Origin of the sequence: Citrobacter sp. CK199, from assembly GCF_030333285.1 — a bacterium.
In the GTDB taxonomy this organism is placed as follows: domain Bacteria; phylum Pseudomonadota; class Gammaproteobacteria; order Enterobacterales; family Enterobacteriaceae; genus Citrobacter_B; species Citrobacter_B koseri.
Genome location: NZ_JAOWGF010000021.1, coordinates 245,853 through 267,425, shown reverse-complemented (window position 1 = coordinate 267,425; position 21,573 = coordinate 245,853). Strand labels below are relative to the sequence as shown.

The following is a 21,573-nucleotide window of genomic DNA, read 5'->3' as shown; positions in this document are numbered from 1 at the left end:
GCGCCGCCATCCGGCACAAACGCCCGGTGACGCTTTGCTTACCGGGCCTACAAAAGACCCCGCTACAACAACACCTCACTGTACCGATCGCGGTACTCTTTTGGCGTCGTGTCATACTCCTTTTTGAAAACAGAATAGAAATATTGCAGGGATGGGTAGCCGCACATCTGTGATATTTCGTTAATCGGCAGCGTGGTTGAAATTAACAGGCTGCGCGCTTTTTCCAGTTTTTCAGCATGAATAACGGCGTGAATGGTCTCCCCGACGTCTTCTTTAAACCGTTTCTCCAGGTTCGAGCGGGAGATACCGACCGCGTCCAGCACCTGATCGACTTTAATACCTTTGCAGGCATGGTTACGGATGAAATGCATCGCCTGTATGACGGCCGGGTCGGTCAATGAGCGGTAGTCCGTCGAGCGACGCTCAACGACGCGCACAGGCGGAACCAGAATACGTTGCAGCGGCAGCACTTCCTTATCCAGCAGGCGGTGTAGCAGTTTTGCCGCCTGATAGCCCATCTGCCTGGCTCCCTGAGCGACCGATGACAGCGCGACCCGCGACAGATAACGGGTCAGTTCTTCGTTATCAATACCGATGACGCACAGCTTTTCGGGAACCGGGATATGCAGATGCTCGCAAACTTGCAGCACATGTCTCGCCCGGGCGTCGGTAACGGCGATAATCCCGGTTTGCGGCGGCAGGGTTTGCAGCCAGTCCGCCAGCCGGTTTTGCGCGTGCTGCCAGTTTTCCGGTGCGGTTTCCAGCCCCTGATAGACCACGCCACGGTATTTTTCTTGTGCAACCAGTTGGCAAAACGCGTATTCACGCTCAGCCGCCCAGCGCTTGCCGCTGGAGGCGGGCAGGCCATAAAAGGCGAAGCGATTGATCCCTTTTTCTTTCAGGTGCAGAAAGGCGCTTTCCACCAGTGCGTAGTTATCGGTGGCGATATAATGGACGGATGGATAGTGTGCAGCAAGGTGGTAAGAACCGCCGACGCCGATAATGGGCACATCCACATCGGCAAGCGCCTGAGCAATGTCATCGTCATCGTAGTCGGCAATGACGCCATCGCCCAACCACTCTTTGATGTTATCAATTCGCGCTCGGAAGTCTTCTTCAATGAAGATATCCCATTCCGATTGCGATGCCTGTAAATATTCACCCACGCCTTCCACTACCTGACGGTCGTAGGCTTTATTTGCATTAAATAACAGTGTGATACGGTGGCGTTTCTCAAACATAGTTCTTTCCCTGCTGAATCAGTCATAAAGGACAATGCCGGTACGTGTTGACCGGCATTGAGCATGACCCCTTTTCTGGAATTCAGGAACGACGTTTAGTTGCTGAGTCCATCCATACTGCCAGTAACAAGATCGCACCTTTCACGATGTACTGCCAGAATGTGGGCACGTCCATCATACTCATTCCGTTATCAAGAGAGGCCATAATAAACGCCCCCATGACGGCGCCCGCGACGCTACCCACGCCACCCGCCAGGCTGGTTCCGCCGATCACGCAGGCGGCAATCGCGTCCAGCTCGGCAATGTTCCCGGCGGAAGGCGATCCGGCGCCGAGGCGCGAACTGAGTATCAGCCCCGCAATCGCCACCATCAGGCCGTTGATGGCGAAGACCGCCAGTTTGGTTCGCTCAACGTTAATGCCGGAGAGACGAGCGGCTTCCAGATTGCCGCCAATCGCATAAATTCTCCGGCCAAACGCCGTTCGCGTCGCCATAAACATACCGCCAAGCAGCAGGAATACCAGCAGCAGTACGGGCGTTGGAACGCCGCGATAATCGTTCAGCAGCCAGATTGCGCCCAGGACAATGACGGCGGTCAGCGCCTGGCGACCAACGACCGCAGTAGAAGCTGGGGTGCTAAGCGCCAGAGCCTGCCGACGCATACGCCCGCGCCATTGCCAGCCGATAAACGCCATTAAGCTGATGGCGCCTATTGTGAAGCCCAGACCGTTGGATAAGTAGCTCTGACCAATCTGCGACATCGCCGAGCTGGTGGGCGAGACGGTCGTACCATTCGTGATGCCAATGAGAATGCCACGGAAAGCCAGCATCCCGGCCAGGGTGACGATAAACGAAGGGACTTTCCGGTAGGCGACCCACCACCCGTTCCAGGCGCCGAGCAGTAAACCCAGCGCCAGCGTGACAACAATCGTAAGCGGCAATGGCCAGCCCAGCCAGACGTCGCAGATTGCCGCGACGCCGCCTAATAGCCCCATCATTGAGCCAACGGAGAGGTCGATTTCCGCAGAGATAATCACGAAAACCATCCCCACGGCCAGAATACCGGTGATCGCCGTCTGACGAAGCAGGTTGGAGACGTTGCGCGCGCTCAGGTATGCGCCTTCCGTGGTCCAGGTAAAGAACAGCATGATCACAATAATCGCCGCGATCATGACGAACACCTGTAGGTTCAGTGATTTTAACCCAAGAAAACCGCCCGTCAGAGGGGCTGAGAGTTTCACTTCAGACGGATTGTTTTTCGACATGATATTCGCTCCTCAATGCGGCTTCCATCACCTGTTCTTGAGTCAGGTTATGATTCACCAGGTTGGCTTTCAGTTTTCCTTCGTGCATCACCAGGATGCGATCGCTTAATCCAAGAACCTCGGGGAGTTCCGACGAGATGACGATGACAGCAATACCTTGCTGAACAAGCTGGTTAATGAGTTTGTAGATTTCATATTTCGCGCCGATATCGATTCCTCGGGTGGGTTCATCGAGGATGAGAATGCGCGGGTTCAGCAGGAGACAGCGCGCCAGTATGGCCTTTTGTTGGTTCCCGCCGCTAAGGCGCCCAATCGCTAAATCAGGCGAGGATGTTTTCACTTTCAGGCGTTGCAGCGATTCCAGAATGCATTTTTGCTCTGCGGCATCGTCAAGATGGCTTATCTTCCCGGTGAACCGATCGAGCGCCGCCAGCGTGATATTTTTCCCGACGGCCATAACCGGCACAATGCCGTCGCGTTTCCTGTCTTCAGGCACCATTGCAATGCCATGAGCGATCGCTTGCTGGCAATGACGAATATCCACGGCCTGATTATCGATCATGACCTTTCCTTCCCAGCGCCCGGGCCAGACGCCGAACAGGCATTGCACTAACTCCGTGCGGCCCGCGCCGACCAGCCCTGCAATGCCGAGAATCTCGCCCCGTTTCAGCGAAAAGGAGACATCATTGACGCGTTTGATGTGACGGTTGACGGGGTGCCAGGCGGTAAGGTGCTCAACGCGCAAAATCTCCTCCCCGGTAGCATGTGGTTCATTAGGATAGAGCGCCGTCAGCTCGCGACCGACCATCATGGTGATGATATCGTCTTCTTCCATTCCGGCGGCTGCGCGGGTGCCAATATGTTGGCCGTCGCGGATCACGCAGATTGTGTCCGAGATAGCTTTAACTTCATTGAGCTTGTGTGAGATATAAATACACGCAATATCATGCTGTTGCAGATCGCGAATAATTTCCAGCAGCACGGTGGTTTCTTGTTCCGTGAGGGAGGCCGTCGGCTCATCAAGAATCAGCAGCCGAACTTGTTTATTAAGCGCTTTGGCAATTTCTACCAGCTGTTGTTGCCCCAGGCCCAGGTCGCCCACGCGGGTATCCGGTGAGATAGACAAACTGACCTGGTCTAACAGCTTCTGGCAGCGTAGCGTCATCATGTCGTAATCAAGAATGCCGTTACGGGTGATTTCGCTGCCCAGGAAGATATTTTCCAGCACGGTTAAGTGCTTAACCAGCGCTAACTCCTGGTGAATAATAGCAATGCCCTTACGTTCGGTATCACGAATATGACCGGCTTGCAGTGTTTCTCCCGCAAACAGAATTTCACCTTCATAAGAGCCATGAGGGTAAATACCGCACAGCACTTTCATTAACGTTGATTTACCCGAACCATTTTCACCGCACAATGAAACGATTTCCCCGGCATTAAGCCTGAGGCTGACGTTATCAACTGCCTTCACTGCGCCGAAGGTCTTGGTAATGTTTTTCATTTCAAGTAGATAGGGCATAACTACTCCACATAAGCCAATGCGAGAACCCGGCATGGAGGGTTTGACGCCCTCCGCTGTTGTAGAGGGCGCAACGTTTACAGATCACTCTTTTTGTGGAACCCGTCTTTAATCACGGTTTCGTCAATATTGGTTTTATTAACATCAATTGGAGTAAGCAGGCGGGAAGGGACATCTTTCAGACCGTTATTCAGCGTGGCGTCGGCCTTAGGTTGTTGCCCGTTACCCAGCTCGACGGCGATCTCGGCGGCGGTATTCGCCAGTAGCGTGATGGGTTTATAAACCGTCATGGTCTGCGTGCCTGCGACAATACGTTTAATGCCCGCAAGGTCGGCATCCTGACCGGAAATAGCGACTTTTCCTGATAATCCCTGAGCGCTGAGCGCCTGAATCGCACCGCCTGCGGTCGCGTCATTGGAAGCGACAACCGCGTCAATTTTGTTATTGTTTGCGGTCAGCGCATTTTCCATAATTTTCAGCGCATTTTCAGGCAACCATCCGTCCACCCATTGATCGCCGACGACGTTAATTTTTCCTGAATCGATATAAGGTTTTAATACTTTCATTTGCCCGGCGCGGAACAATTTTGCATTATTATCTACTGGCGAGCCGCCCATCAGGAAATAATTCCCTTCAGGCACTTTATCGACCAACGCCTGAGCCTGTAATTCACCGACTTTTTCGTTATCAAAAGAAATATAAAAATCGATGTCGGCATCATTTATCATGCGGTCGTACGCTAATACTTTTATTCCTTCTTGTTTCGCTTCTTTTACGACATTGCTTAATACTTGCCCGTTATAAGGAATAATGACCAGAACATCAACGCCACGGTTGATCATGTTTTCAATCTGCGACATTTGGGTTTCTTCATTACCATTGGCAGATTGTACAAATACTTTTGCGCCGAGGGATTCGGCCTTGCTCACGAAAATATCGCGATCTTTTTGCCAGCGTTCCAGACGTAAGTCATCGATAGCCATACCAATTTTAACTTCTTTGGCATGTCCCGTTATGCTGGCGAGCAGGAGTGAAGTGCAGACGGTGAGTAAGATGTTTTTTATCTTCATAATCGTGATGCCTTTTGTTAGAGGGAACAGCGGTAAAAGTAACAATCACAGCGTGAGACGTAGCAGATTTTTAGCAGTTAATACGCGGAAGGCAATTATAGATTTTTATCTTGCAGTTACGATTTTTGGTTTATTTCGTGAATTATGACCGAGATCGTACTTTTAATGACGCATTACGCCCGTTACATTTCGTTGTTGATGAATAACCATTTTTTGCAGACGGTTACTTTTATTTTGCGAGGCAGCGCACACTTACGAATTATCTAAATAGCAGAGTGAAATAACATAATTGAGCAATGTGAATCGAGTAACCAATATTACGCCATTACCCATCCCTCGCCGTATTACCTGATTATGGAGTTCATTATGCAGGCTTATTTTGACCAACTCGATCGTGTTCGTTATGAAGGCCCTAAAAGCACTAATCCGTTAGCTTTCCGCCATTATAATCCAGATGAAATCGTACTGGGTAAACGCATGGAAGAGCATCTGCGTTTTGCGGCCTGCTACTGGCATACCTTCTGCTGGAACGGCGCGGATATGTTTGGCGTAGGCGCGTTCAGCCGTCCGTGGCAACAGCCCGGCGATGCGCTGGAGCTGGCGAAGCGCAAGGCGGATGTGGCGTTTGAATTTTTCCATAAGCTGAACGTGCCTTACTACTGCTTCCACGATGTGGATGTTTCGCCGGAAGGCGCCTCGCTGAAAGAGTATAAAAACAACTTTGCGCAGATGGTCGATGTGCTGGAGTCGAAGCAAGAACAGAGCGGCGTGAAGCTGTTATGGGGCACCGCGAACTGCTTTACCAACCCGCGTTACGGCGCCGGGGCGGCGACGAACCCGGACCCGGAAGTCTTCAGTTGGGCGGCGACGCAGGTGGTGAACGCGATGAACGCCACGCACAAACTGGGCGGCGAAAACTACGTTCTGTGGGGGGGCCGTGAAGGGTATGAAACCCTGCTGAATACCGATCTGCGCCAGGAACGCGAGCAGATTGGCCGCTTTATGCAGATGGTGGTGGAACATAAACATAAAACAGGTTTCCAGGGTACGCTGCTGATCGAGCCAAAACCGCAGGAGCCGACAAAACACCAGTATGACTACGATGTGGCAACGGTTTACGGCTTCCTCAAGCAGTTCGGCCTGGAAAAAGAGATCAAGGTGAACATTGAAGCCAACCACGCCACGCTGGCAGGCCACTCTTTCCATCATGAGATTGCGTCCGCCATTGCGCTGGGTATTTTTGGTTCTGTGGATGCCAACCGTGGCGATGCGCAGCTGGGCTGGGATACCGACCAGTTCCCGGTAAGCGTCGAAGAGAACGCGCTGGTGATGTATGAAATCCTGAAAGCGGGCGGTTTCACGACCGGCGGGCTGAACTTTGACGCGAAGGTTCGTCGCCAGAGCACCGACAAATACGATCTGTTCTATGGTCATATTGGCGCGATGGACACGATGGCGCTGTCATTAAAAGTGGCAGCGCGCATGATTGAAGATGGCGAACTGGATAAACGCGTGGCGAAACGTTATTCCGGCTGGAATAGCGAACTGGGCCAGCAAATTTTGAAAGGCCAGTTATCCCTGAGCGACGTCGCGCACTATGCTGAACAGCGTAATCTGGCGCCGGTGCATCAAAGCGGCCATCAGGAACTGCTGGAAAATCTGGTGAATCATTATCTGTTCGACAAGTAATCGCCATTGCGCCGCGTTTAGCCAACGCGGCGCATCGATAAAGGAGTGGTCACGATGTATATCGGGATAGATCTGGGCACGTCCGGTGTGAAAGCCATCCTGCTGAATGAGCAGGGAGACGTGCTGGCCTCGCAGACGGAGAAACTGTCCGTCTCTCGCCCGCATCCATTATGGTCGGAGCAGGATCCCGAACAGTGGTGGCTGGCGACGGATCGCGCCGTAAAAGCGCTGGGGCGAGAGCATTCATTACGTGATGTAAAGGCGCTGGGGATTGCCGGGCAGATGCACGGCGCCACGTTGCTTGATAAACACCAGAAGGTACTACGCCCGGCGATTTTATGGAATGACGGACGCTGTGGTGAAGAGTGCGCGCTGCTTGAGCAGCAGGTTCCGCAGTCTCGCGCCATTACCGGCAATCTGATGATGCCCGGCTTTACCGCGCCAAAACTGCTGTGGGTTCAGCGCCATGAGCCGGATATCTTCCGCCAGGTTGCAAAGGTGCTGCTACCTAAAGATTACCTGCGTCTGCGTATGACGGGGGATTTTGCCAGCGATATGTCGGACGCGGCGGGAACGATGTGGCTGGATGTCGCAGCGCGCGACTGGAGCGACACCATGCTCAACGCTTGTCAGCTAACCCGTGAACACATGCCCGCTCTGTACGAAGGCAGCGACATCACCGGTACGGTGTTGCCTGAGGTGGCGCACTCCTGGGGGATGTCTGCGGTGCCTGTTGTTGCAGGGGGCGGAGATAACGCGGCGGGCGCGGTGGGCGTGGGGATGATCAATGCGGGTCAGGCCATGCTGTCGCTGGGAACATCAGGCGTCTATTTTGCGGTGAGCGACGGTTTTCTCAGTAAACCAGAAAGTGCGGTACACAGTTTTTGCCACGCGCTGCCCGAACGCTGGCATTTGATGTCCGTCATGCTGAGCGCGGCATCCTGCCTGGACTGGGCGGCAAAATTGACCGGTCAGGCGTCTGTTCCCGCGCTGATTGACGCGGCACGCCAGGCGGATGATAACGCGGATGCCGTCTGGTTCCTGCCTTATCTTTCCGGCGAACGCACGCCGCATAATAATCCGCAGGCGAAGGGCGTATTCTTTGGCCTTACGCATCAGCATGGCCCCGCAGAGCTGGCGCGGGCGGTGCTGGAAGGCGTCGGTTATGCGCTGGCGGATGGCATGGATGTTGTGCATGCCTGTGGCGTGAAACCCGGCAGCGTGACGCTGATCGGCGGCGGGGCGCGCAGTGAATACTGGCGACAAATGCTGGCGGACATCTGCGGGCTACAGCTTGATTACCGCACCGGCGGCGATGTAGGCCCGGCATTGGGCGCCGCGCGTCTGGCGCAAATTGCGATGAATAAAGAGCAATCATTATCTGATTTATTACCGCAGCTTCCGCTGGAGCAAGCGCATTTCCCTGATGCTGAACGCCATGCGCGTTACCTTGAACGTCGCGAAACGTTCCGCCGCATTTACCAGCAGTTATTACCGCTCATGTCTTAATCCGCTATTCCTTCCGGCAGTGGCCGGAAGGAATTCTTATTTCATATTGATTGCCTCGATATATATCGAAATCAATATGTGTGTTTTCTGATTTTCACGTTATTGTCCGGTTATCGTCTTTTCCATTCTTATTTCTTGTCTTAATGTGAATCGGCAAAGCATAAGGAGAGTGATATGGACGATAAGGTTGCGCGCAGGAAGCGTCTGGCCGGTTTAATCATGCTGGCGGGCGGTGCGCTGGTCTATCTGACAGGGCTGTGGCCTGCTTGCCACTCGTTGAGCGACAAGGGCTATTTTTTTGCGATAATGGTGATGAGTGGCTTTCCCCTGTTAATACGCCAGGAGCCGACGGGAAATGAGCGTCTGCTCACCCGGTGCAAATATCTGTTACTTCTCGCCGCAGGTATGCTTTTTGTCGGTCTATGGAATATTGATTTACCGGTCGCCGTCAAAGTGATGTGCCTTCTGGGGCTGGGCGTGAGTCTGTTGGGTACGGATATGTACGCCACGTATTCTGATGACGAATAAGGGCCGGTCAACTGACCAGCCTGCGCGTATCAATCTTCTGTAGCAATATCGACAGCAGCAAACTTCCGGCCAGGGTGAGGGTAAAAATCCATACGATATCCAGCGGCGGCCAGCGTTTAAACTCCACGCCATTCGTCCGTAGCGCATGGATTATCAGCGCGTGAAACCCGTAAATACCGAGTGAGTGGCGGGAAATCAGCGCCAGCCCGGGAACCGTGCGCGTATTCAGGGTATTTTTGACCAGCGTGAGCAGCGACGCGGCGCAAATAAACACCATTGGGCCGCAATAGACGTACCAGGTATCGGCAAAATTTCCGCGCCAGTTGAGTTCATGTAACGTTCCGCGCGAAATAATCAATACCGCCGTAATGAAAAGCGCGGCGCTTATCCAGGTCAGCGAACGTTTTTGTGTCTCCATCATGCCAATCGCCCGGCCCAGCATGCCATAGAGGATGTAGTAAAACGTGTCGCCGGTGATATACAGGTTAACGGGGAGCCACTCAAATCCGCCGATTTTTTGCGACACGGTATTGGGGTTGGCGACAACGCCAATGACGATCATCAGCACCAGCAGCATTTTGCCGCTGATGTTTTTAACCTGTATTAACGGCGATACCAGGTAGATCACCGCGATCGCGAAGAAAAACCACAGGTGGTAGAACACCGGTTTTTGCAGCAGGTTTTTCAGCGATAGCTCTGCGTTAATCGACGTAAAAAGGGTGATATATACCAACGCAACGGCGCTATAGAACAGCAGGCAGAGCGCAATGCGCAGGAAATGTCGCGGCTGGGCGCTACGTTCGCCAAAAAAGAGATAGCCCGAGATCATAAAAAACAGCGGTACGCTGACGCGTGAGGCAGAGTTCAGGACATTGGCAAAATCCCAGCTAAATGGATTGATGCTTTGCGCATTGGTGACGTACCAGGTGGTGGCGTGGATCATCACGACCATTAAACAGGCGATCCCTCGCAAATTATCAATCCAGTATATTTTGGGTTGCATCAGTGCCTCTGCTTCCGTTTTAAATAGGGTCTGACTTGTTTATTGGCGCGGTATCTCACTGGAATATTCTGAGTTTTTACGCTAAAGCTTGTGATGGCCCAGCGAGATTCGCAAAATGCGCCTGTCTTTTGGGCTAAACCCTAACCTTAATAATAATAAGAGCGACCGGCAAATAAGGCGGTAATAAAAATGATGATGAAGTCTGTTTTTCCGGCGCTGTTAACCCTCCTGCTGGTGGGATGCGCGACGACAGCGCAGCCGGTTCAGAAGGCGCAGAAGGTCAACGTGAACCCGGAACGCTCACTGGATATGGAAGCATTGTGCAAAGCGCAGGCGGCGCGGCGTTATAACACCGGCACGCAGAAAATTGATGTGACCGGTTTTGAGCAATACCAGGGTAGCTATGAGATGCGCGGCAATACTTTCCGCAAAGAGAGTTTTGTTTGCTCTTTTGACGCAGAAGGGCAGTTTTTACATCTTTCCATGCGCTAAGTTCCCCCTTTTTCCCGTTTCGTACTGTATATCTTGCGGTCAGCGGGTATACTGATCCCTTCCTTTAAATCCACACGTATCCAGCACGAAATAATATGCAAAAGTTTGATACCAGGACCTTCCAGGGCTTGATCCTGACCTTACAGGATTACTGGGCTCGCCAGGGCTGCACCATTGTTCAACCATTGGACATGGAAGTCGGCGCGGGGACTTCTCACCCAATGACCTGTCTGCGCGCGCTGGGGCCAGAGCCGATGGCGGCTGCCTATGTGCAGCCTTCTCGTCGTCCGACCGATGGTCGCTATGGCGAAAACCCGAACCGTTTACAGCACTACTATCAGTTCCAGGTGGTGATTAAGCCATCGCCGGATAACATCCAGGAGCTGTATCTCGGTTCTCTGAAAGAGCTGGGGATGGACCCGACTATCCACGATATCCGTTTCGTGGAAGATAACTGGGAAAACCCGACGCTGGGCGCCTGGGGGCTGGGTTGGGAAGTGTGGCTGAACGGCATGGAAGTGACTCAGTTCACTTACTTCCAGCAGGTTGGCGGTCTGGAGTGTAAGCCGGTTACCGGTGAGATCACCTACGGCCTGGAACGTCTGGCTATGTACATTCAGGGCGTAGACAGCGTTTACGACCTGGTCTGGAGCGACGGCCCGCTGGGTAAAACCACCTATGGCGACGTGTTCCATCAGAACGAAGTGGAGCAATCCACCTACAACTTCGAATACGCCGATGTGGATTTCCTGTTCACCTGTTTCGAACAGTATGAGAAAGAAGCACAGCAACTGCTGGCGCTGGAAAACCCGCTGCCGCTGCCTGCTTACGAGCGTATTCTGAAAGCCGCCCATAGCTTTAACCTGCTGGATGCGCGTAAAGCCATCTCCGTTACCGAGCGTCAGCGCTACATCCTGCGCATTCGCACCCTGACCAAAGCAGTGGCAGAAGCTTACTACGCTTCCCGTGAAGCCCTTGGCTTCCCGATGTGCAACAAAGACAAATAAGAGGCGGCCATGTCTGAGAAAACTTTTCTGGTGGAAATCGGCACTGAAGAGCTGCCACCAAAAGCCCTGCGCAGCCTGGCGGAGTCCTTTGCTGCGAACGTTACTGCGGAGCTGGATAACGCTGGCCTCGCACACGGCAACGTAGAGTGGTTCGCCGCACCGCGCCGTCTGGCGCTGAAAGTGGCGAATCTTGCTGCTTCTCAACCCGATCGCGAAGTTGAAAAACGCGGCCCGGCGATTGCCCAGGCGTTTGACGCGGAAGGCAAACCGAGCAAAGCGGCAGAAGGTTGGGCGCGTGGTTGCGGTATCACCGTGGACCAGGCTGAACGTCTGACCACTGACAAAGGCGAATGGCTGCTGTATCGCGCGCATGTGAAAGGCGAAAGCGCAGAAGCGCTGCTGCCGAACATGATTGCCACCTCTCTGGCGAAACTGCCGATTCCGAAACTGATGCGCTGGGGCGCGTCTGACGTTCACTTCGTGCGTCCGGTACACACCGTAACGCTGCTGCTGGGCGACAAGCTCATTCCGGCAACGATTCTGGGTATCCAGTCCGATCGCGTCATTCGCGGCCATCGTTTTATGGGCGAGCCGGAAATCACCATCGACACTGCTGACCAGTATCCGCAAATCCTGCTGGAGCGCGGTAAAGTTGTTGCTGATTACGAAGCGCGTAAAGCGAAAATCAAAGCCGATGCAGAAGAAGCGGCGCGTCAGATTGGCGGTAACGCTGACCTGAGCGAGAGCCTGCTGGAAGAGGTCACTTCGCTGGTGGAATGGCCGGTGGTGCTGACGGCGAAATTCGAAGAGAAATTCCTCGCGGTGCCGTCTGAAGCGCTGGTTTACACCATGAAGGGCGACCAGAAATACTTCCCGGTTTACGCCGCAGACGGCAAACTGCTGCCGAACTTTATCTTCGTGGCGAACATCGAATCTAAAGATCCGCAGCAAATCATCTCCGGTAACGAGAAGGTGGTGCGTCCGCGTCTGGCAGATGCCGAGTTCTTCTTCAATACCGACCGTAAAAAACGTCTGGAAGATAACCTGCCGCGTCTGCAAACCGTGCTGTTCCAGCAACAGCTGGGTACGCTGCGCGACAAGACCGACCGTATTCAGGCGCTGGCGGGCTGGATTGCTGAACAAATTGGCGCGGATGTTAACCACGCGACCCGTGCGGGCCTGCTGTCGAAATGTGACCTGATGACCAACATGGTCTTTGAGTTCACCGACACGCAGGGCGTCATGGGGATGCACTACGCGCGCCATGACGGCGAAGCGGAAGATGTAGCTGTCGCGCTGAACGAGCAGTATCAGCCGCGCTTTGCCGGTGACGACCTGCCGTCTAACCCGGTTGCCTGCGCGCTGGCGATTGCCGACAAGATGGACACGCTGGCGGGGATCTTCGGTATCGGTCAGCATCCGAAAGGCGATAAAGACCCGTTCGCGCTGCGTCGTGCCGCGCTGGGCGTGCTGCGTATCATCGTTGAGAAGAACCTGAATCTGGATCTGCAAACGCTGACCGAAGAAGCGGCGCGTCTGTACGGCGACAAGCTGACCAACGCGAATGTGGTTGATGACGTTATCGACTTTATGCTCGGTCGTTTCCGCGCCTGGTATCAGGATGAAGGTTACACCGTGGACACCATTCAGGCGGTTCTGGCGCGTCGTCCGACCCGTCCGGCGGATTTCGATGCCCGTATGAAGGCCGTGTCGCACTTCCGCACGCTGGAAGAAGCCTCCGCGCTGGCGGCGGCGAACAAACGTGTGTCCAACATTCTGGCGAAGTCCGACGAAGTGCTGAACGATCGTGTCAATGCGGCAACGTTGAAGGAACCAGAGGAAATTGCTTTGGCTCTGCAAGTTGTGGTTCTGCGTGACAAACTTGAACCCGTGTTTGCTGAAGGTCGTTACCAGGAAGCGCTAGTCGAACTGGCTGAGCTGCGTGAACCGGTCGATACGTTCTTCGAAAAAGTGATGGTGATGGTTGATGACAAAGATCTGCGCATCAACCGCCTCTCTATGCTGGCGAAACTGCGTGAGCTGTTCCTGCAGGTAGCGGATATTTCCCTGTTGCAGTAAGTTTGTCGCAATAAAATAAAACCTGCCATCTGGCAGGTTTTTTTATGGGGAAAAAGGTAAAAAAAATCCCCGCCGATAGGCAGGGATCTTCAATTCTGAGCTTATAAGGCTAAGATTACAGGCTGGTTACGTTACCAGCTGCCGGGCCTTTAGCGCCGCTTTCGATGGTGAAGGAAACTTTCTGACCTTCATCCAGGGATTTGTAACCGTCGTTCTGGATAGCAGAGAAGTGTACGAACACGTCTTTGGAGCCATCGTCAGGAGTGATGAAGCCGAAGCCTTTATCAGCGTTGAACCATTTTACGATACCAGTCATTTTACCGGACATAGTGTATTACCTTTTAAAAAATAAGTGTGCCTTTCGGCGATATGGCGTGCTTTACAGATTTTTTAAGCGTTAAGGAAATGCGCACTACGAGGGGTATCAACGGATAACTCTTGAAGGGGACTGCCTTACTAAACTGCTTTAATGGTCTGTACGTCAAACCGTTGGACGCATTAACTCATGTAACGCCTGTGGATGCAACTTTTATTTTACTTCTTTCGGGTAAGTCTGTCGGGAAACGGCCCCTTAACAGGACCGTTAAACGAAAAAATCAGGCAATAATCTATTTCATCAACTGCTTACTTAAACCTGGGTTGGCCTGGATCAGGCGCATCAGATTTAACTCGGTACTCGACGGTTTTACCCGTCTGGATTCCCATTCCTGCACCATGGCAACGGTTACGCCCATCGCCCGGGCAAAATCATCTGTTTTTAGCCCGGTTCCTCTTCGTAACTGTTCAAACTCTGTAAAAGGGTTGGGCTTGTTTGTCAGGATAATCGTCTGCGATACATCTTTAAAAACAATTTGTTCCAGACTGCTCAGCAGTTCAAACATAGGATCTTTGTATTCCATTGAGAACTCCTATAAATCACACAGCGGGATCGTGAATTTCATCGAAGCTCATTAAGAATAGTCGGGAAACGTGAAGCCGGTTGGAAGCGGCAAAGAAGTGGATTCGTTTCAGCGCATTCCGGTCAGGATCGCGCGTTGGCTAAGGATCTGAAAAAGGCCGACATATCGGATCGACGGCGCGCAATTGTAAAGATAACAAAAATTTTATCACGTAAAAAAGCTGGCCGTTTCTTCGTATAATATTCCACGGCAAGATTACGCAGAAAGGGTATCTTGCAAGGCTGTCCTGGACTATCCTTGTCAGCGTCAGGCACGCGGCATCGTTGTGCGCATTTTTGGGTGAAAGGAGTATTAAAATGGCGACAGGTAAGTCCTGCTCTCGCTGGTTTGCGCCTGTTATGGCGTTATTAATGGTAGTTAGCCTGAGCGGGTGTTTTGATAAAGAAGGTGATCAGCGTAAAGCGTTTATTGATTTCCTGCAGAATACTGCGATGCGTAGCGGGGAGCGTCTGCCGACGTTGACCGCCGATCAGAAAAAACAATTTGGTCCGTTCGTGTCTGATTATGCGATCCTGTATGGCTATTCGCAGCAGGTGAATCAGGCGATGGATTCCGGTCTGCGTCCGGTTGTGGATAGCGTCAATGCGATCCGCGTTCCTCAGGACTATGTCACTCAGCGCGAGCCGCTGCGTCAGGCAAATGGTTCTCTGGGCGTGCTGGGCCAGCAGTTGCAGAATGCGAAATTGCAGGCAGATGCCGCGCACAGCGCGCTGAAACAGTCCGACGACCTGAAACCGGTCTTTGATCAGGTTTACAGTAAAGTGGTGACGGCGCCTTCGGAGGCGTTACAGCCGCTGATTCCGGCTGCGCAAATTTTCACGCAGCAACTGGTGCAGGTCGGCGACTTTGTGGCGCAGCAGGACACGCAGGTGAGCTTTGTCGCGAACGGCATTCAGTTCCCGACGTCACAGCAGGCCAGCCAGTACAACACGCTGATTGGGCCGCTGGCGTCTCAGCACCAGGCATTTAATCAGGCCTGGACCACTGCGGTAAACGCGATCCAGTAACGCTGTTTATGCCCGATGGCGCTGGCGTCGATCGGGCATACGGTTAAGCAACGTTGTAGGCCGGGCAGGGCAACGCCGCCGCCCGGCCATTTATTATCCTGCGACCTGCGGGTTCACGCAGTTCTTCTCCACCTTGCCTTGTAACGCATCAATTAAGTTATCCACCGCGCAGGCGGCCATGTTGTAGCGCGTCTCATGAGTGGCAGACCCGATGTGCGGCAGCGCCACAACGTTCGGCAGCGACAGCAGCGGCGAATCGACCGGCAGCGGTTCTTGTTCAAACACATCCAGACCCGCCGCATGAATTTCACCGCTTTGCAGGGCGGCAATCAGCGCGTTTTCATCCACGACCGGGCCGCGCCCTGCGTTAATGAAAATGGCGGAGGACTTCATTTTGGCAAACTGCGCCGCGCCAAACAGGTGATGCGTCTCTTCCGTCAGCGGCAGGATCAGGCAGACAAAATCCGCCGTCTGCAACAGGGTGTCCAGATCGCAGTACCGGGCGTTGAAGCGTTCTTCCGCCTCAGGATGATGGCGGCGGGCGTTGTAGAGAATCGGCATGTTAAAGCCGAAGTGAGCGCGTTGCGCCAGCGCAAGACCAATGCGCCCCATCCCGACAATCCCCAGCGTTTTGTGGTGTACATCAGTGCCAAACCAGTCTGGCCCGATGCTTTTTGTCCATTCCCCCACTTTGACGCGTTCGGCCACTTCCACCACGCGGCGGGCGGTACTCAGCACCAGCGCCATTACCGTATCCGCAACGGTTTCCGTCAGCACGGTCGGCGTGTGCATCAGCAATACGCTGCGCGCGTTGAGGGCAGCCACATCAAAATTGTCATAACCCACGGAGACGGTCGATGCCGCGCGTAGTTTCGGCATCTTCTCCAGCAGCGCGCTATTGACGGTTTCGCTGGAGCCCAACAAACCTTCCGCGCTGGCGAAAGCCTGGGCGTGTTGTTCTACCGTTTCCGGGCGAAGATTTGGCACCTGCGTGACGGTGAAATGCTCTTCCAGGCGATGCAGTAAATCGTCAGGTAACGCTTTGTAGAGAATAATGGACGGCTTCATGCGGATCTCCGTGAGTTAAGGTTTAAGCGTGGCGTGCGCCAATCGGTAATTGCTGATTGTTAGCAGGCTTAACAATTAAAGTTAGCCATACTGAGGCGAAAAGCGCCACCCCCATAAAAATGTACGAGGCGGCCGGGCTGCCGGTTGCGCCGTTGAGATAGCCGACGAACCATGAACCAAAGAAAGAGCCCAGCGCGCCCATACTGTTGATCAGCGCCATTGCGCCGCCCGCGACGTTACGCGGCAGCATTTCAGGAATAATGGCGAAGAACGGGCCATAAGGGGCATACATCGCCGCACCGGCGATAACCAGCAGGGTATAAGAAAGCCAGAAGTTGTTCGCGCCAACGGCCCATGAACCGATAAAGGCAAAGGCGGCAATCAACAGCAGCGGCCAGACGAACAGTTTACGGTTTTGCAGTTTATCGGATGCCCAGGAGACAACGATCATCGCGATCGTCGCCGCCAGGTACGGCACTGAAGAGAGCCAGCCGACTTCCACCATGCCCATATTCGCGCTGCCGCTGCGGATGATGGACGGCAGCCACAGAACAAACCCGTACACCCCGATACTCCAGGTGAAATACTGCATGCACAGCAGGATGACGTTGCGTGAGCGGAATGCCTCGCTGTAATTGCGTACCGCTTTGATGCCCTGCTGCTCTTTTTCCAGCTGCGCCTGAAGCGCGGCTTTTTCTGACTCCGTCAGCCATCCAGCTTGTGACGGTTTGTCTTTCACCAGCACCCACCAGAAGAACGCCCAGATGATGGCGGGGAAACCTTCAATAATGAACATTTCACGCCAGCCGAGCGCCTGAATCAGGTAGCCTGAAACTACGGACATCCACAGCACCGTCACCGGGTTGCCGAGAATCAGGAACGTATTGGCGCGCGAACGCTCTGACTTTGTGAACCAGTTGCTGATGTAAATCAGCATGGCGGGCATAACGGCCGCTTCCACGACGCCGAGAATAAAGCGGATGGCGGCAAGCATTGGGATATTACTCACCATCCCGGTCAGCGATGCGCATGCTCCCCATAAAATCAGGCAGATGAAGATCAGCTTACGTACGCTGCGACGCTCGGCGTACACCGCGCCTGGGATCTGGAAGAAGAAATAACCGAGGAAGAACAGGGCGCCCAGCAGGGAGGAGATCCCTTTCGTGATGCCGAGGTCTTCGTTAATCCCCGCTGCGGAAGCGAAGCTGAAGTTTGCGCGATCCAGGTACGCCAGGCTGTACGTGATGAACACGATAGGCATGATGTACCACCAGCGTTTTGCTGCATTTGTTGAGCTTGTCATAGGCCTGCCTCTGTCACTATGCCGCCGCTGTATGTAGGGTACAGGGGGCTGTTATCATTGCGTGAAGTTTATTCGCCTAACGCTTCACGAGTGGGTAATCCTTCACTGTCGCCCTGAACCTGAATCGCCAGCGCGCCAATTTTATTGCCTCGCGTCACTGCCTGATGCAGCGTGCGGCCTTCCAGCAGGGCGCTGATCACGCCCACGGCAAAGCCATCGCCCGCACCAACCGTATCGACCACGTTGTCCACTTTCACCGGTGCGACGCAGCCTTGCTCGCCCTCAGCGGTTTTGTACCAGGCGCCATCCGCGCCGGTTTTCAGCACCACCGCTTTCACGCCGTGGCGCAGATAAAAATCGGCAATGCCCTCAGGCGTTTGCTGTCCGGTTAATATCATTCCCTCTTTCAGACCGGGCAGCACCCAGTCAGCCTGGAAGGCGAGGCGGTTAAGTTTTTCCACCATTTCGGCTTCGCTTTTCCACAGCACCGGGCGCAGATTCGGATCGAATGAAATCGTTTTGCCCTGCGCTTTCATGATGCGGGCGGTATGCGCCAGCAGTTCATAAGAGCTGGCGGAAAGCGCCGCCGCAACGCCGCTTAAGTGCAGATGACGCGCGCCGGAGAAGTACGCATCGTGGTAATCGTCCACGGAAAGGTGGCTTGCAGCAGAACCTTTACGGAAATATTCCACAATGGGATCGGTTCCATTTTCGACTTTAGATTTAAGCTGAAAGCCGGTTGCGTAACGTCCGTCCAGCGTGACGCCCTGCGCATCAATCCCTTCTTTTTCAAGCGACTTAAGGACAAAACGGCCAAAACTGTCATCACCGACGCGGCTTACCCAGCCGACGTTTAACCCCAGGCGCGCCAGGCCGGTCGCTACGTTAAGTTCGGCCCCGGCGACGCGTTTGATAAACGCGTCTACGTCCGCGAGATCGCCCGTTTGCGTGGCGACGAACATCGCCATTGCTTCACCAATCGTGATGACATCCAGAGAATTTTTCATGCGTTACTCCTCACGTAACAAATCGACGTAGCGACGAGTCACCGCCGTCAAATCTTGCCCTTCCAGTGGGAACTCAATACCGCGCGGTACATCAACAGGCAGCGCGTTCAGCAGCGCCAGCCAGCGGGGATCGGCGTCATCCGGCGCAACGGCGCGGAAACTGTCGTGATGGGGCGTGGCGGCTTTAACGTGGATATAGCCGACGGCGGGCGCCAGGTAGCGTGCGGCGTCTTCCGGCGAGTCGCCTACCCACAGCCAGTTCCCCATATCAAACGTCAGTCTGATGGGCAGGTTCTGTACCTGACAGGCGGCATTGAAGCGTTGCATCGGGCGCAATTTCCCGCAGGCGGTTTGATCATTTTCCACCACCAGCGCCATGCCGCTGCTCTCCAGCCAGTCACGCAGGGTGTCGAGCTGATCCTGGCGTTCAAAATGACCCAGCGACACTTTCAGCCACCGCGCTTGCAGCGTGCGGGCTTCCTGTAACAGGTCGGGAAGGTGGGGGTTGAGGCTGCCATCCTCCAGGAACAGCGGTTCCGGCGCGGAATAGCAGGCCAGCAGGCCGAAAATGTCAATGGCGGCCGCCAGCAGCGGGAGCGCGTTAAGCTCGGCGTCAGTGAACATTTCACGGCGAATCTCGACGCCATCCGCCCCCGCTCCGGCAATGATGGGCAGCATCGCGGTTTGCCCGCCTGCGGCACGCACCTGGTCGTAGCCATAGGCGGCGGTGACCACCATAATTTTTCTTTGCATGGGAACTCCAAATCTATCGCTCTTGCTATTACGCTAGATGGAACCGGTTCCAAAGAAAAGTGCAGTGTGTCGAAATTATGATCACCATCACGAAGGAAAATTAGCGGGCGGTGGAGCCGCGAACGATCAGCTCGCCGGAGAAAACCTGCTCGTGAATCGCGTCGCTGCCCCCTTCAATGCGGCGTACAACCTGCTCGACAGCGGCAAAACCAATTTGCCAGGTCGGCTGTTTCAGCGTGGTGATGCCGACGCCTGCCAGCTCTGCCCATTCCAGTTCGTCAAAACCGAGCAGGCCGATGTCGCTGCCCCAGTTAAGACCAATGCGTTTGAGCGAACGGGCGACCTGCAATGTGAGCGCGCCGTTAGCGGAGATCACGGCTTTGCGCATCCCCCGGTGCTGTTGATGAAAATGGCGCAGGGTGTTATCCAGTTGCGTATTTTCCGCCAGCGGCACCTCGGCGTTTTCCGCCACCACGCCAGGATAACGCGCCAGCGTCGCACGAAATGCGTTCAGGCGCTCGCGGCGGGTATTGACCATACCGAGCGGTTCGCTGAGAAACAGGATCGCCTCGAACCCTTGCTCAATGAGATGTTCGGTGGCGGTTGTTGCCGCCTGGGTGTTATCCAGACCCACGACATCGCAGGCGAAATCAGGGATTTTACGGTCAATCAGAACCATCGGCAGCGCCGACTGTTGCAGGCGGTTCAGCCCCTCCTCGCGCATCCCGACGGCGTTCACCACGATGCCTTCCACCTGGTAGCTACGCAGCAGATCCAGATAGTGCAGTTCCTGATCCACCTCATTGTTGGTGTTACAGACCAGTGGAGTGAACCCTTTCTCGCGGCAGGCGGCTTCAATGCCGCTCAACACGTTAACGGAATAGGGGTTGGTAATATCGGCGATGATCAGGCCAATCAGGCGGGTACGGCCGCGTTTCAGGCCTCTGGCCATCAGGCTTGGGCGATAGTCGAGTTCGGCAATGGCTTTTTCAATGCGCGCCAGCAGGGCATCGGACAGCAAATGCTTCTCGCCGTTGAGATAGCGTGAAATGCTGGTTTTTCCGGTTTTAGCGGCTTTCGCCACATCGCTGATGGTTGCCCGTGTTGATTTGCTCATCGCTGATTTCCCTGAATTTGGTGACAACACCTTAACGCGAAAATCAACGATGGCAAGCGCTTCATGCCGGATAAGAATGTAGGCCGGATAAGGCGAAGCCGCCATCTGGCGATGTGCCGGGTGGCGCTGTCGCCACCCGGCACAACGATTACTGCAACGGACTTAAGGTGATTTCCACGCGGCGGTTTTGCGCTTTACCTTCGGCGGTGCTGTTGCTGGCGATCGGGTTCGCCGGGCCCATGCCGCTGGTGCGGATGCGGTTGGCGGCAACGCACTGGGTGATCAGCGCGCTGGCCACGGAGTCCGCGCGCTGCTGCGACAGACGCATGTTCAGATCCTGCCCGCCGGTACTGTCGGTGTAGCCCACTACGTTAACGGCGGTTTTGTTGTACTCTTTCAGCACCATCGCCACGCCGGTCAGCGTGTTGGCGCCTGCCGGTTTCAGGGTTGCGCTGCTGCTGTCGAAGGTGACGTTATTCGGCATATTCAGGATGATGTTATCGCCACTTCGCGTCACGCTCACGCCCGTTCCCTGCATTTTGTCACGCAGTTTCGCTTCCTGTACGTCCATGTAATAGCCAACGCCGCCGCCCAGCGCCGCGCCTGCCGCTGCGCCAATCAGCGCGCCTTTGCCGCGATCTTTCTTGGAAGAGGAGAGTGCGCCGACGCCTGCGCCGACCAGAGAACCAATGCCCGCGCCAATGCCGGATTTACCCGCTTCGCGCTCGCCGGTGTAAGGGTTTGTTGTGCAGCCAGATACTGCCAGGGCGCCGCTCACGATAGCAGCAATGACCAAAACACGTTTTTTCATCTTAGTTCCTTAATGACTTTTTTATTTTTTCGCCACAGCGACGGTGGCGGTTGATTATGACGTGCGAACATGAAGAAAATTCCAGGGAAGACTCTTAAATTTGTAAGTAACATTGAGCGGCATAATAAATAAGCCGTCACACCTGCA

At 54.4% G+C, this 21,573-nt stretch carries 20 protein-coding genes; 7 read left to right on the top strand and 13 right to left on the bottom strand.

Annotation, left to right across the window (positions count from 1 at the left end):
- Nucleotides 1-62: 62 nt before the first annotated feature.
- From xylR to xylF, 4 genes are all read right to left on the bottom strand, one after another.
- Complete coding sequence (gene xylR, locus OGX75_RS02540) at nt 63-1,241, bottom strand: D-xylose utilization transcriptional activator XylR (protein ID WP_012135707.1); 1,179 nt, start codon at nt 1,239-1,241, stop codon at nt 63-65.
- 82 nt (nt 1,242-1,323) lie between these two features.
- On the bottom strand, nt 1,324-2,505 hold the full coding sequence (gene xylH, locus OGX75_RS02535) for a xylose ABC transporter permease XylH (RefSeq protein WP_286451004.1): 1,182 nt from the start codon (nt 2,503-2,505) through the stop codon (nt 1,324-1,326).
- Nucleotides 2,483-4,024 (bottom strand): xylose ABC transporter ATP-binding protein, encoded by a 1,542-nt coding sequence (locus tag OGX75_RS02530; protein ID WP_286451002.1) that lies wholly within the window; start codon nt 4,022-4,024, stop codon nt 2,483-2,485. Before OGX75_RS02530 ends, xylH begins: the two co-directional genes overlap by 23 nt.
- Before the next feature lie 77 nt (nt 4,025-4,101).
- Nucleotides 4,102-5,094, bottom strand: a complete 993-nt coding sequence (gene xylF / locus OGX75_RS02525) for a D-xylose ABC transporter substrate-binding protein (RefSeq protein ID WP_047460342.1) — start codon at nt 5,092-5,094, stop codon at nt 4,102-4,104.
- A 366-nt stretch (nt 5,095-5,460) separates the two neighbouring features.
- Here xylF and xylA point away from each other — a divergent pair, with 366 nt between their 5' ends.
- From xylA to OGX75_RS02510, 3 genes are all read left to right on the top strand, one after another.
- The gene (gene xylA, locus OGX75_RS02520) at nt 5,461-6,783 is read left to right on the top strand and encodes a xylose isomerase (protein WP_286451001.1); all 1,323 of its coding nucleotides are present in this window, start codon (nt 5,461-5,463) and stop codon (nt 6,781-6,783) included.
- 54 nt (nt 6,784-6,837) lie between these two features.
- Nucleotides 6,838-8,292 (top strand): xylulokinase, encoded by a 1,455-nt coding sequence (gene xylB, locus OGX75_RS02515; protein WP_286451000.1) that lies wholly within the window; start codon nt 6,838-6,840, stop codon nt 8,290-8,292.
- Nucleotides 8,293-8,466: 174 nt separating this feature from the next.
- Complete coding sequence (locus tag OGX75_RS02510) at nt 8,467-8,820, top strand: YiaA/YiaB family inner membrane protein (protein WP_115180989.1); 354 nt, start codon at nt 8,467-8,469, stop codon at nt 8,818-8,820.
- A 7-nt stretch (nt 8,821-8,827) separates the two neighbouring features.
- On the opposite strand, the gene OGX75_RS02505 is transcribed toward OGX75_RS02510, so the two are convergent.
- The gene (locus tag OGX75_RS02505; protein WP_047460352.1) at nt 8,828-9,823 is read right to left on the bottom strand and encodes an acyltransferase; all 996 of its coding nucleotides are present in this window, start codon (nt 9,821-9,823) and stop codon (nt 8,828-8,830) included.
- Nucleotides 9,824-10,012: 189 nt separating this feature from the next.
- On the opposite strand from OGX75_RS02505, the gene OGX75_RS02500 reads away from it, so the two are divergent.
- The 3 genes from OGX75_RS02500 (at nt 10,013) to glyS (ending at nt 13,401) form a co-directional block, all read left to right on the top strand.
- A complete protein-coding gene (locus OGX75_RS02500) occupies nt 10,013-10,315 on the top strand; it encodes a YsaB family lipoprotein (RefSeq protein WP_012135698.1) in 303 nt (100 codons plus the stop codon).
- Nucleotides 10,316-10,410: 95 nt separating this feature from the next.
- Nucleotides 10,411-11,322: a glycine--tRNA ligase subunit alpha gene (glyQ, locus tag OGX75_RS02495; RefSeq protein WP_001168544.1), complete on the top strand. Its 912-nt coding sequence runs from the start codon at nt 10,411-10,413 to the stop codon at nt 11,320-11,322.
- A gap of 9 nt (nt 11,323-11,331) precedes the next feature.
- Nucleotides 11,332-13,401 (top strand): glycine--tRNA ligase subunit beta, encoded by a 2,070-nt coding sequence (gene glyS / locus OGX75_RS02490; protein ID WP_058668264.1) that lies wholly within the window; start codon nt 11,332-11,334, stop codon nt 13,399-13,401.
- Between the two features lie 115 nt (nt 13,402-13,516).
- Here the strand turns inward: glyS and cspE are convergent, their stop codons facing one another.
- Nucleotides 13,517-13,729: a transcription antiterminator/RNA stability regulator CspE gene (gene cspE, locus OGX75_RS02485; protein WP_000014594.1), complete on the bottom strand. Its 213-nt coding sequence runs from the start codon at nt 13,727-13,729 to the stop codon at nt 13,517-13,519.
- A 280-nt stretch (nt 13,730-14,009) separates the two neighbouring features.
- Nucleotides 14,010-14,300: an HTH-type transcriptional regulator gene (locus tag OGX75_RS02480; protein WP_058668263.1), complete on the bottom strand. Its 291-nt coding sequence runs from the start codon at nt 14,298-14,300 to the stop codon at nt 14,010-14,012.
- A gap of 356 nt (nt 14,301-14,656) precedes the next feature.
- On the opposite strand from OGX75_RS02480, the gene OGX75_RS02475 reads away from it, so the two are divergent.
- Complete coding sequence (locus tag OGX75_RS02475) at nt 14,657-15,367, top strand: DUF3053 domain-containing protein (protein WP_024131051.1); 711 nt, start codon at nt 14,657-14,659, stop codon at nt 15,365-15,367.
- A gap of 93 nt (nt 15,368-15,460) precedes the next feature.
- Here OGX75_RS02475 and ghrB read toward each other — a convergent pair whose 3' ends face one another.
- The 6 genes from ghrB to OGX75_RS02445 all read right to left on the bottom strand — a co-directional run bounded on the left by ghrB (nt 15,461) and on the right by OGX75_RS02445 (nt 21,426).
- Entirely contained in the window at nt 15,461-16,435 is a 975-nt protein-coding gene (ghrB, locus tag OGX75_RS02470; RefSeq protein WP_047460360.1) for a glyoxylate/hydroxypyruvate reductase GhrB, read from the bottom strand.
- A 22-nt stretch (nt 16,436-16,457) separates the two neighbouring features.
- Nucleotides 16,458-17,738, bottom strand: coding sequence for an MFS transporter (locus OGX75_RS02465; protein WP_049008241.1), 1,281 nt, complete (start codon nt 17,736-17,738; stop codon nt 16,458-16,460).
- Nucleotides 17,739-17,806: 68 nt separating this feature from the next.
- Nucleotides 17,807-18,745 carry a sugar kinase gene (locus OGX75_RS02460; protein ID WP_200053726.1) on the bottom strand — a complete coding sequence of 313 codons (939 nt, stop codon included), beginning with the start codon at nt 18,743-18,745 and terminating at the stop codon, nt 17,807-17,809.
- A gap of 3 nt (nt 18,746-18,748) precedes the next feature.
- The gene (locus OGX75_RS02455; RefSeq protein WP_104868045.1) at nt 18,749-19,498 is read right to left on the bottom strand and encodes a sugar phosphate isomerase/epimerase family protein; all 750 of its coding nucleotides are present in this window, start codon (nt 19,496-19,498) and stop codon (nt 18,749-18,751) included.
- 100 nt (nt 19,499-19,598) lie between these two features.
- Entirely contained in the window at nt 19,599-20,615 is a 1,017-nt protein-coding gene (locus tag OGX75_RS02450) for a LacI family DNA-binding transcriptional regulator (protein WP_024131050.1), read from the bottom strand.
- Nucleotides 20,616-20,763: 148 nt separating this feature from the next.
- Nucleotides 20,764-21,426: an OmpA family lipoprotein gene (locus OGX75_RS02445; RefSeq protein ID WP_286450998.1), complete on the bottom strand. Its 663-nt coding sequence runs from the start codon at nt 21,424-21,426 to the stop codon at nt 20,764-20,766.
- Between the last annotated feature and the right edge of the window lie 147 nt (nt 21,427-21,573).

Excerpts from the sequence above, each read along its gene's own strand:
- xylR (WP_012135707.1), bottom strand. The coding sequence starts at position 1,241 with ATGTTTGAGAAACGCCACCGTATCACACTGTTATTTAATGCAAATAAA.
- xylH (WP_286451004.1), bottom strand. The coding sequence starts at position 2,505 with ATGTCGAAAAACAATCCGTCTGAAGTGAAACTCTCAGCCCCTCTGACG.
- OGX75_RS02530 (WP_286451002.1), bottom strand. The coding sequence starts at position 4,024 with ATGCCCTATCTACTTGAAATGAAAAACATTACCAAGACCTTCGGCGCA.
- xylF (WP_047460342.1), bottom strand. The coding sequence starts at position 5,094 with ATGAAGATAAAAAACATCTTACTCACCGTCTGCACTTCACTCCTGCTC.
- xylA (WP_286451001.1), top strand. The coding sequence starts at position 5,461 with ATGCAGGCTTATTTTGACCAACTCGATCGTGTTCGTTATGAAGGCCCT.
- xylB (WP_286451000.1), top strand. The coding sequence starts at position 6,838 with ATGTATATCGGGATAGATCTGGGCACGTCCGGTGTGAAAGCCATCCTG.
- OGX75_RS02510 (WP_115180989.1), top strand. The coding sequence starts at position 8,467 with ATGGACGATAAGGTTGCGCGCAGGAAGCGTCTGGCCGGTTTAATCATG.
- OGX75_RS02505 (WP_047460352.1), bottom strand. The coding sequence starts at position 9,823 with ATGCAACCCAAAATATACTGGATTGATAATTTGCGAGGGATCGCCTGT.
- OGX75_RS02500 (WP_012135698.1), top strand. The coding sequence starts at position 10,013 with ATGATGATGAAGTCTGTTTTTCCGGCGCTGTTAACCCTCCTGCTGGTG.
- glyQ (WP_001168544.1), top strand. The coding sequence starts at position 10,411 with ATGCAAAAGTTTGATACCAGGACCTTCCAGGGCTTGATCCTGACCTTA.
- glyS (WP_058668264.1), top strand. The coding sequence starts at position 11,332 with ATGTCTGAGAAAACTTTTCTGGTGGAAATCGGCACTGAAGAGCTGCCA.
- cspE (WP_000014594.1), bottom strand. The coding sequence starts at position 13,729 with ATGTCCGGTAAAATGACTGGTATCGTAAAATGGTTCAACGCTGATAAA.
- OGX75_RS02480 (WP_058668263.1), bottom strand. The coding sequence starts at position 14,300 with ATGGAATACAAAGATCCTATGTTTGAACTGCTGAGCAGTCTGGAACAA.
- OGX75_RS02475 (WP_024131051.1), top strand. The coding sequence starts at position 14,657 with ATGGCGACAGGTAAGTCCTGCTCTCGCTGGTTTGCGCCTGTTATGGCG.
- ghrB (WP_047460360.1), bottom strand. The coding sequence starts at position 16,435 with ATGAAGCCGTCCATTATTCTCTACAAAGCGTTACCTGACGATTTACTG.
- OGX75_RS02465 (WP_049008241.1), bottom strand. The coding sequence starts at position 17,738 with ATGACAAGCTCAACAAATGCAGCAAAACGCTGGTGGTACATCATGCCT.
- OGX75_RS02460 (WP_200053726.1), bottom strand. The coding sequence starts at position 18,745 with ATGAAAAATTCTCTGGATGTCATCACGATTGGTGAAGCAATGGCGATG.
- OGX75_RS02455 (WP_104868045.1), bottom strand. The coding sequence starts at position 19,498 with ATGCAAAGAAAAATTATGGTGGTCACCGCCGCCTATGGCTACGACCAG.
- OGX75_RS02450 (WP_024131050.1), bottom strand. The coding sequence starts at position 20,615 with ATGAGCAAATCAACACGGGCAACCATCAGCGATGTGGCGAAAGCCGCT.
- OGX75_RS02445 (WP_286450998.1), bottom strand. The coding sequence starts at position 21,426 with ATGAAAAAACGTGTTTTGGTCATTGCTGCTATCGTGAGCGGCGCCCTG.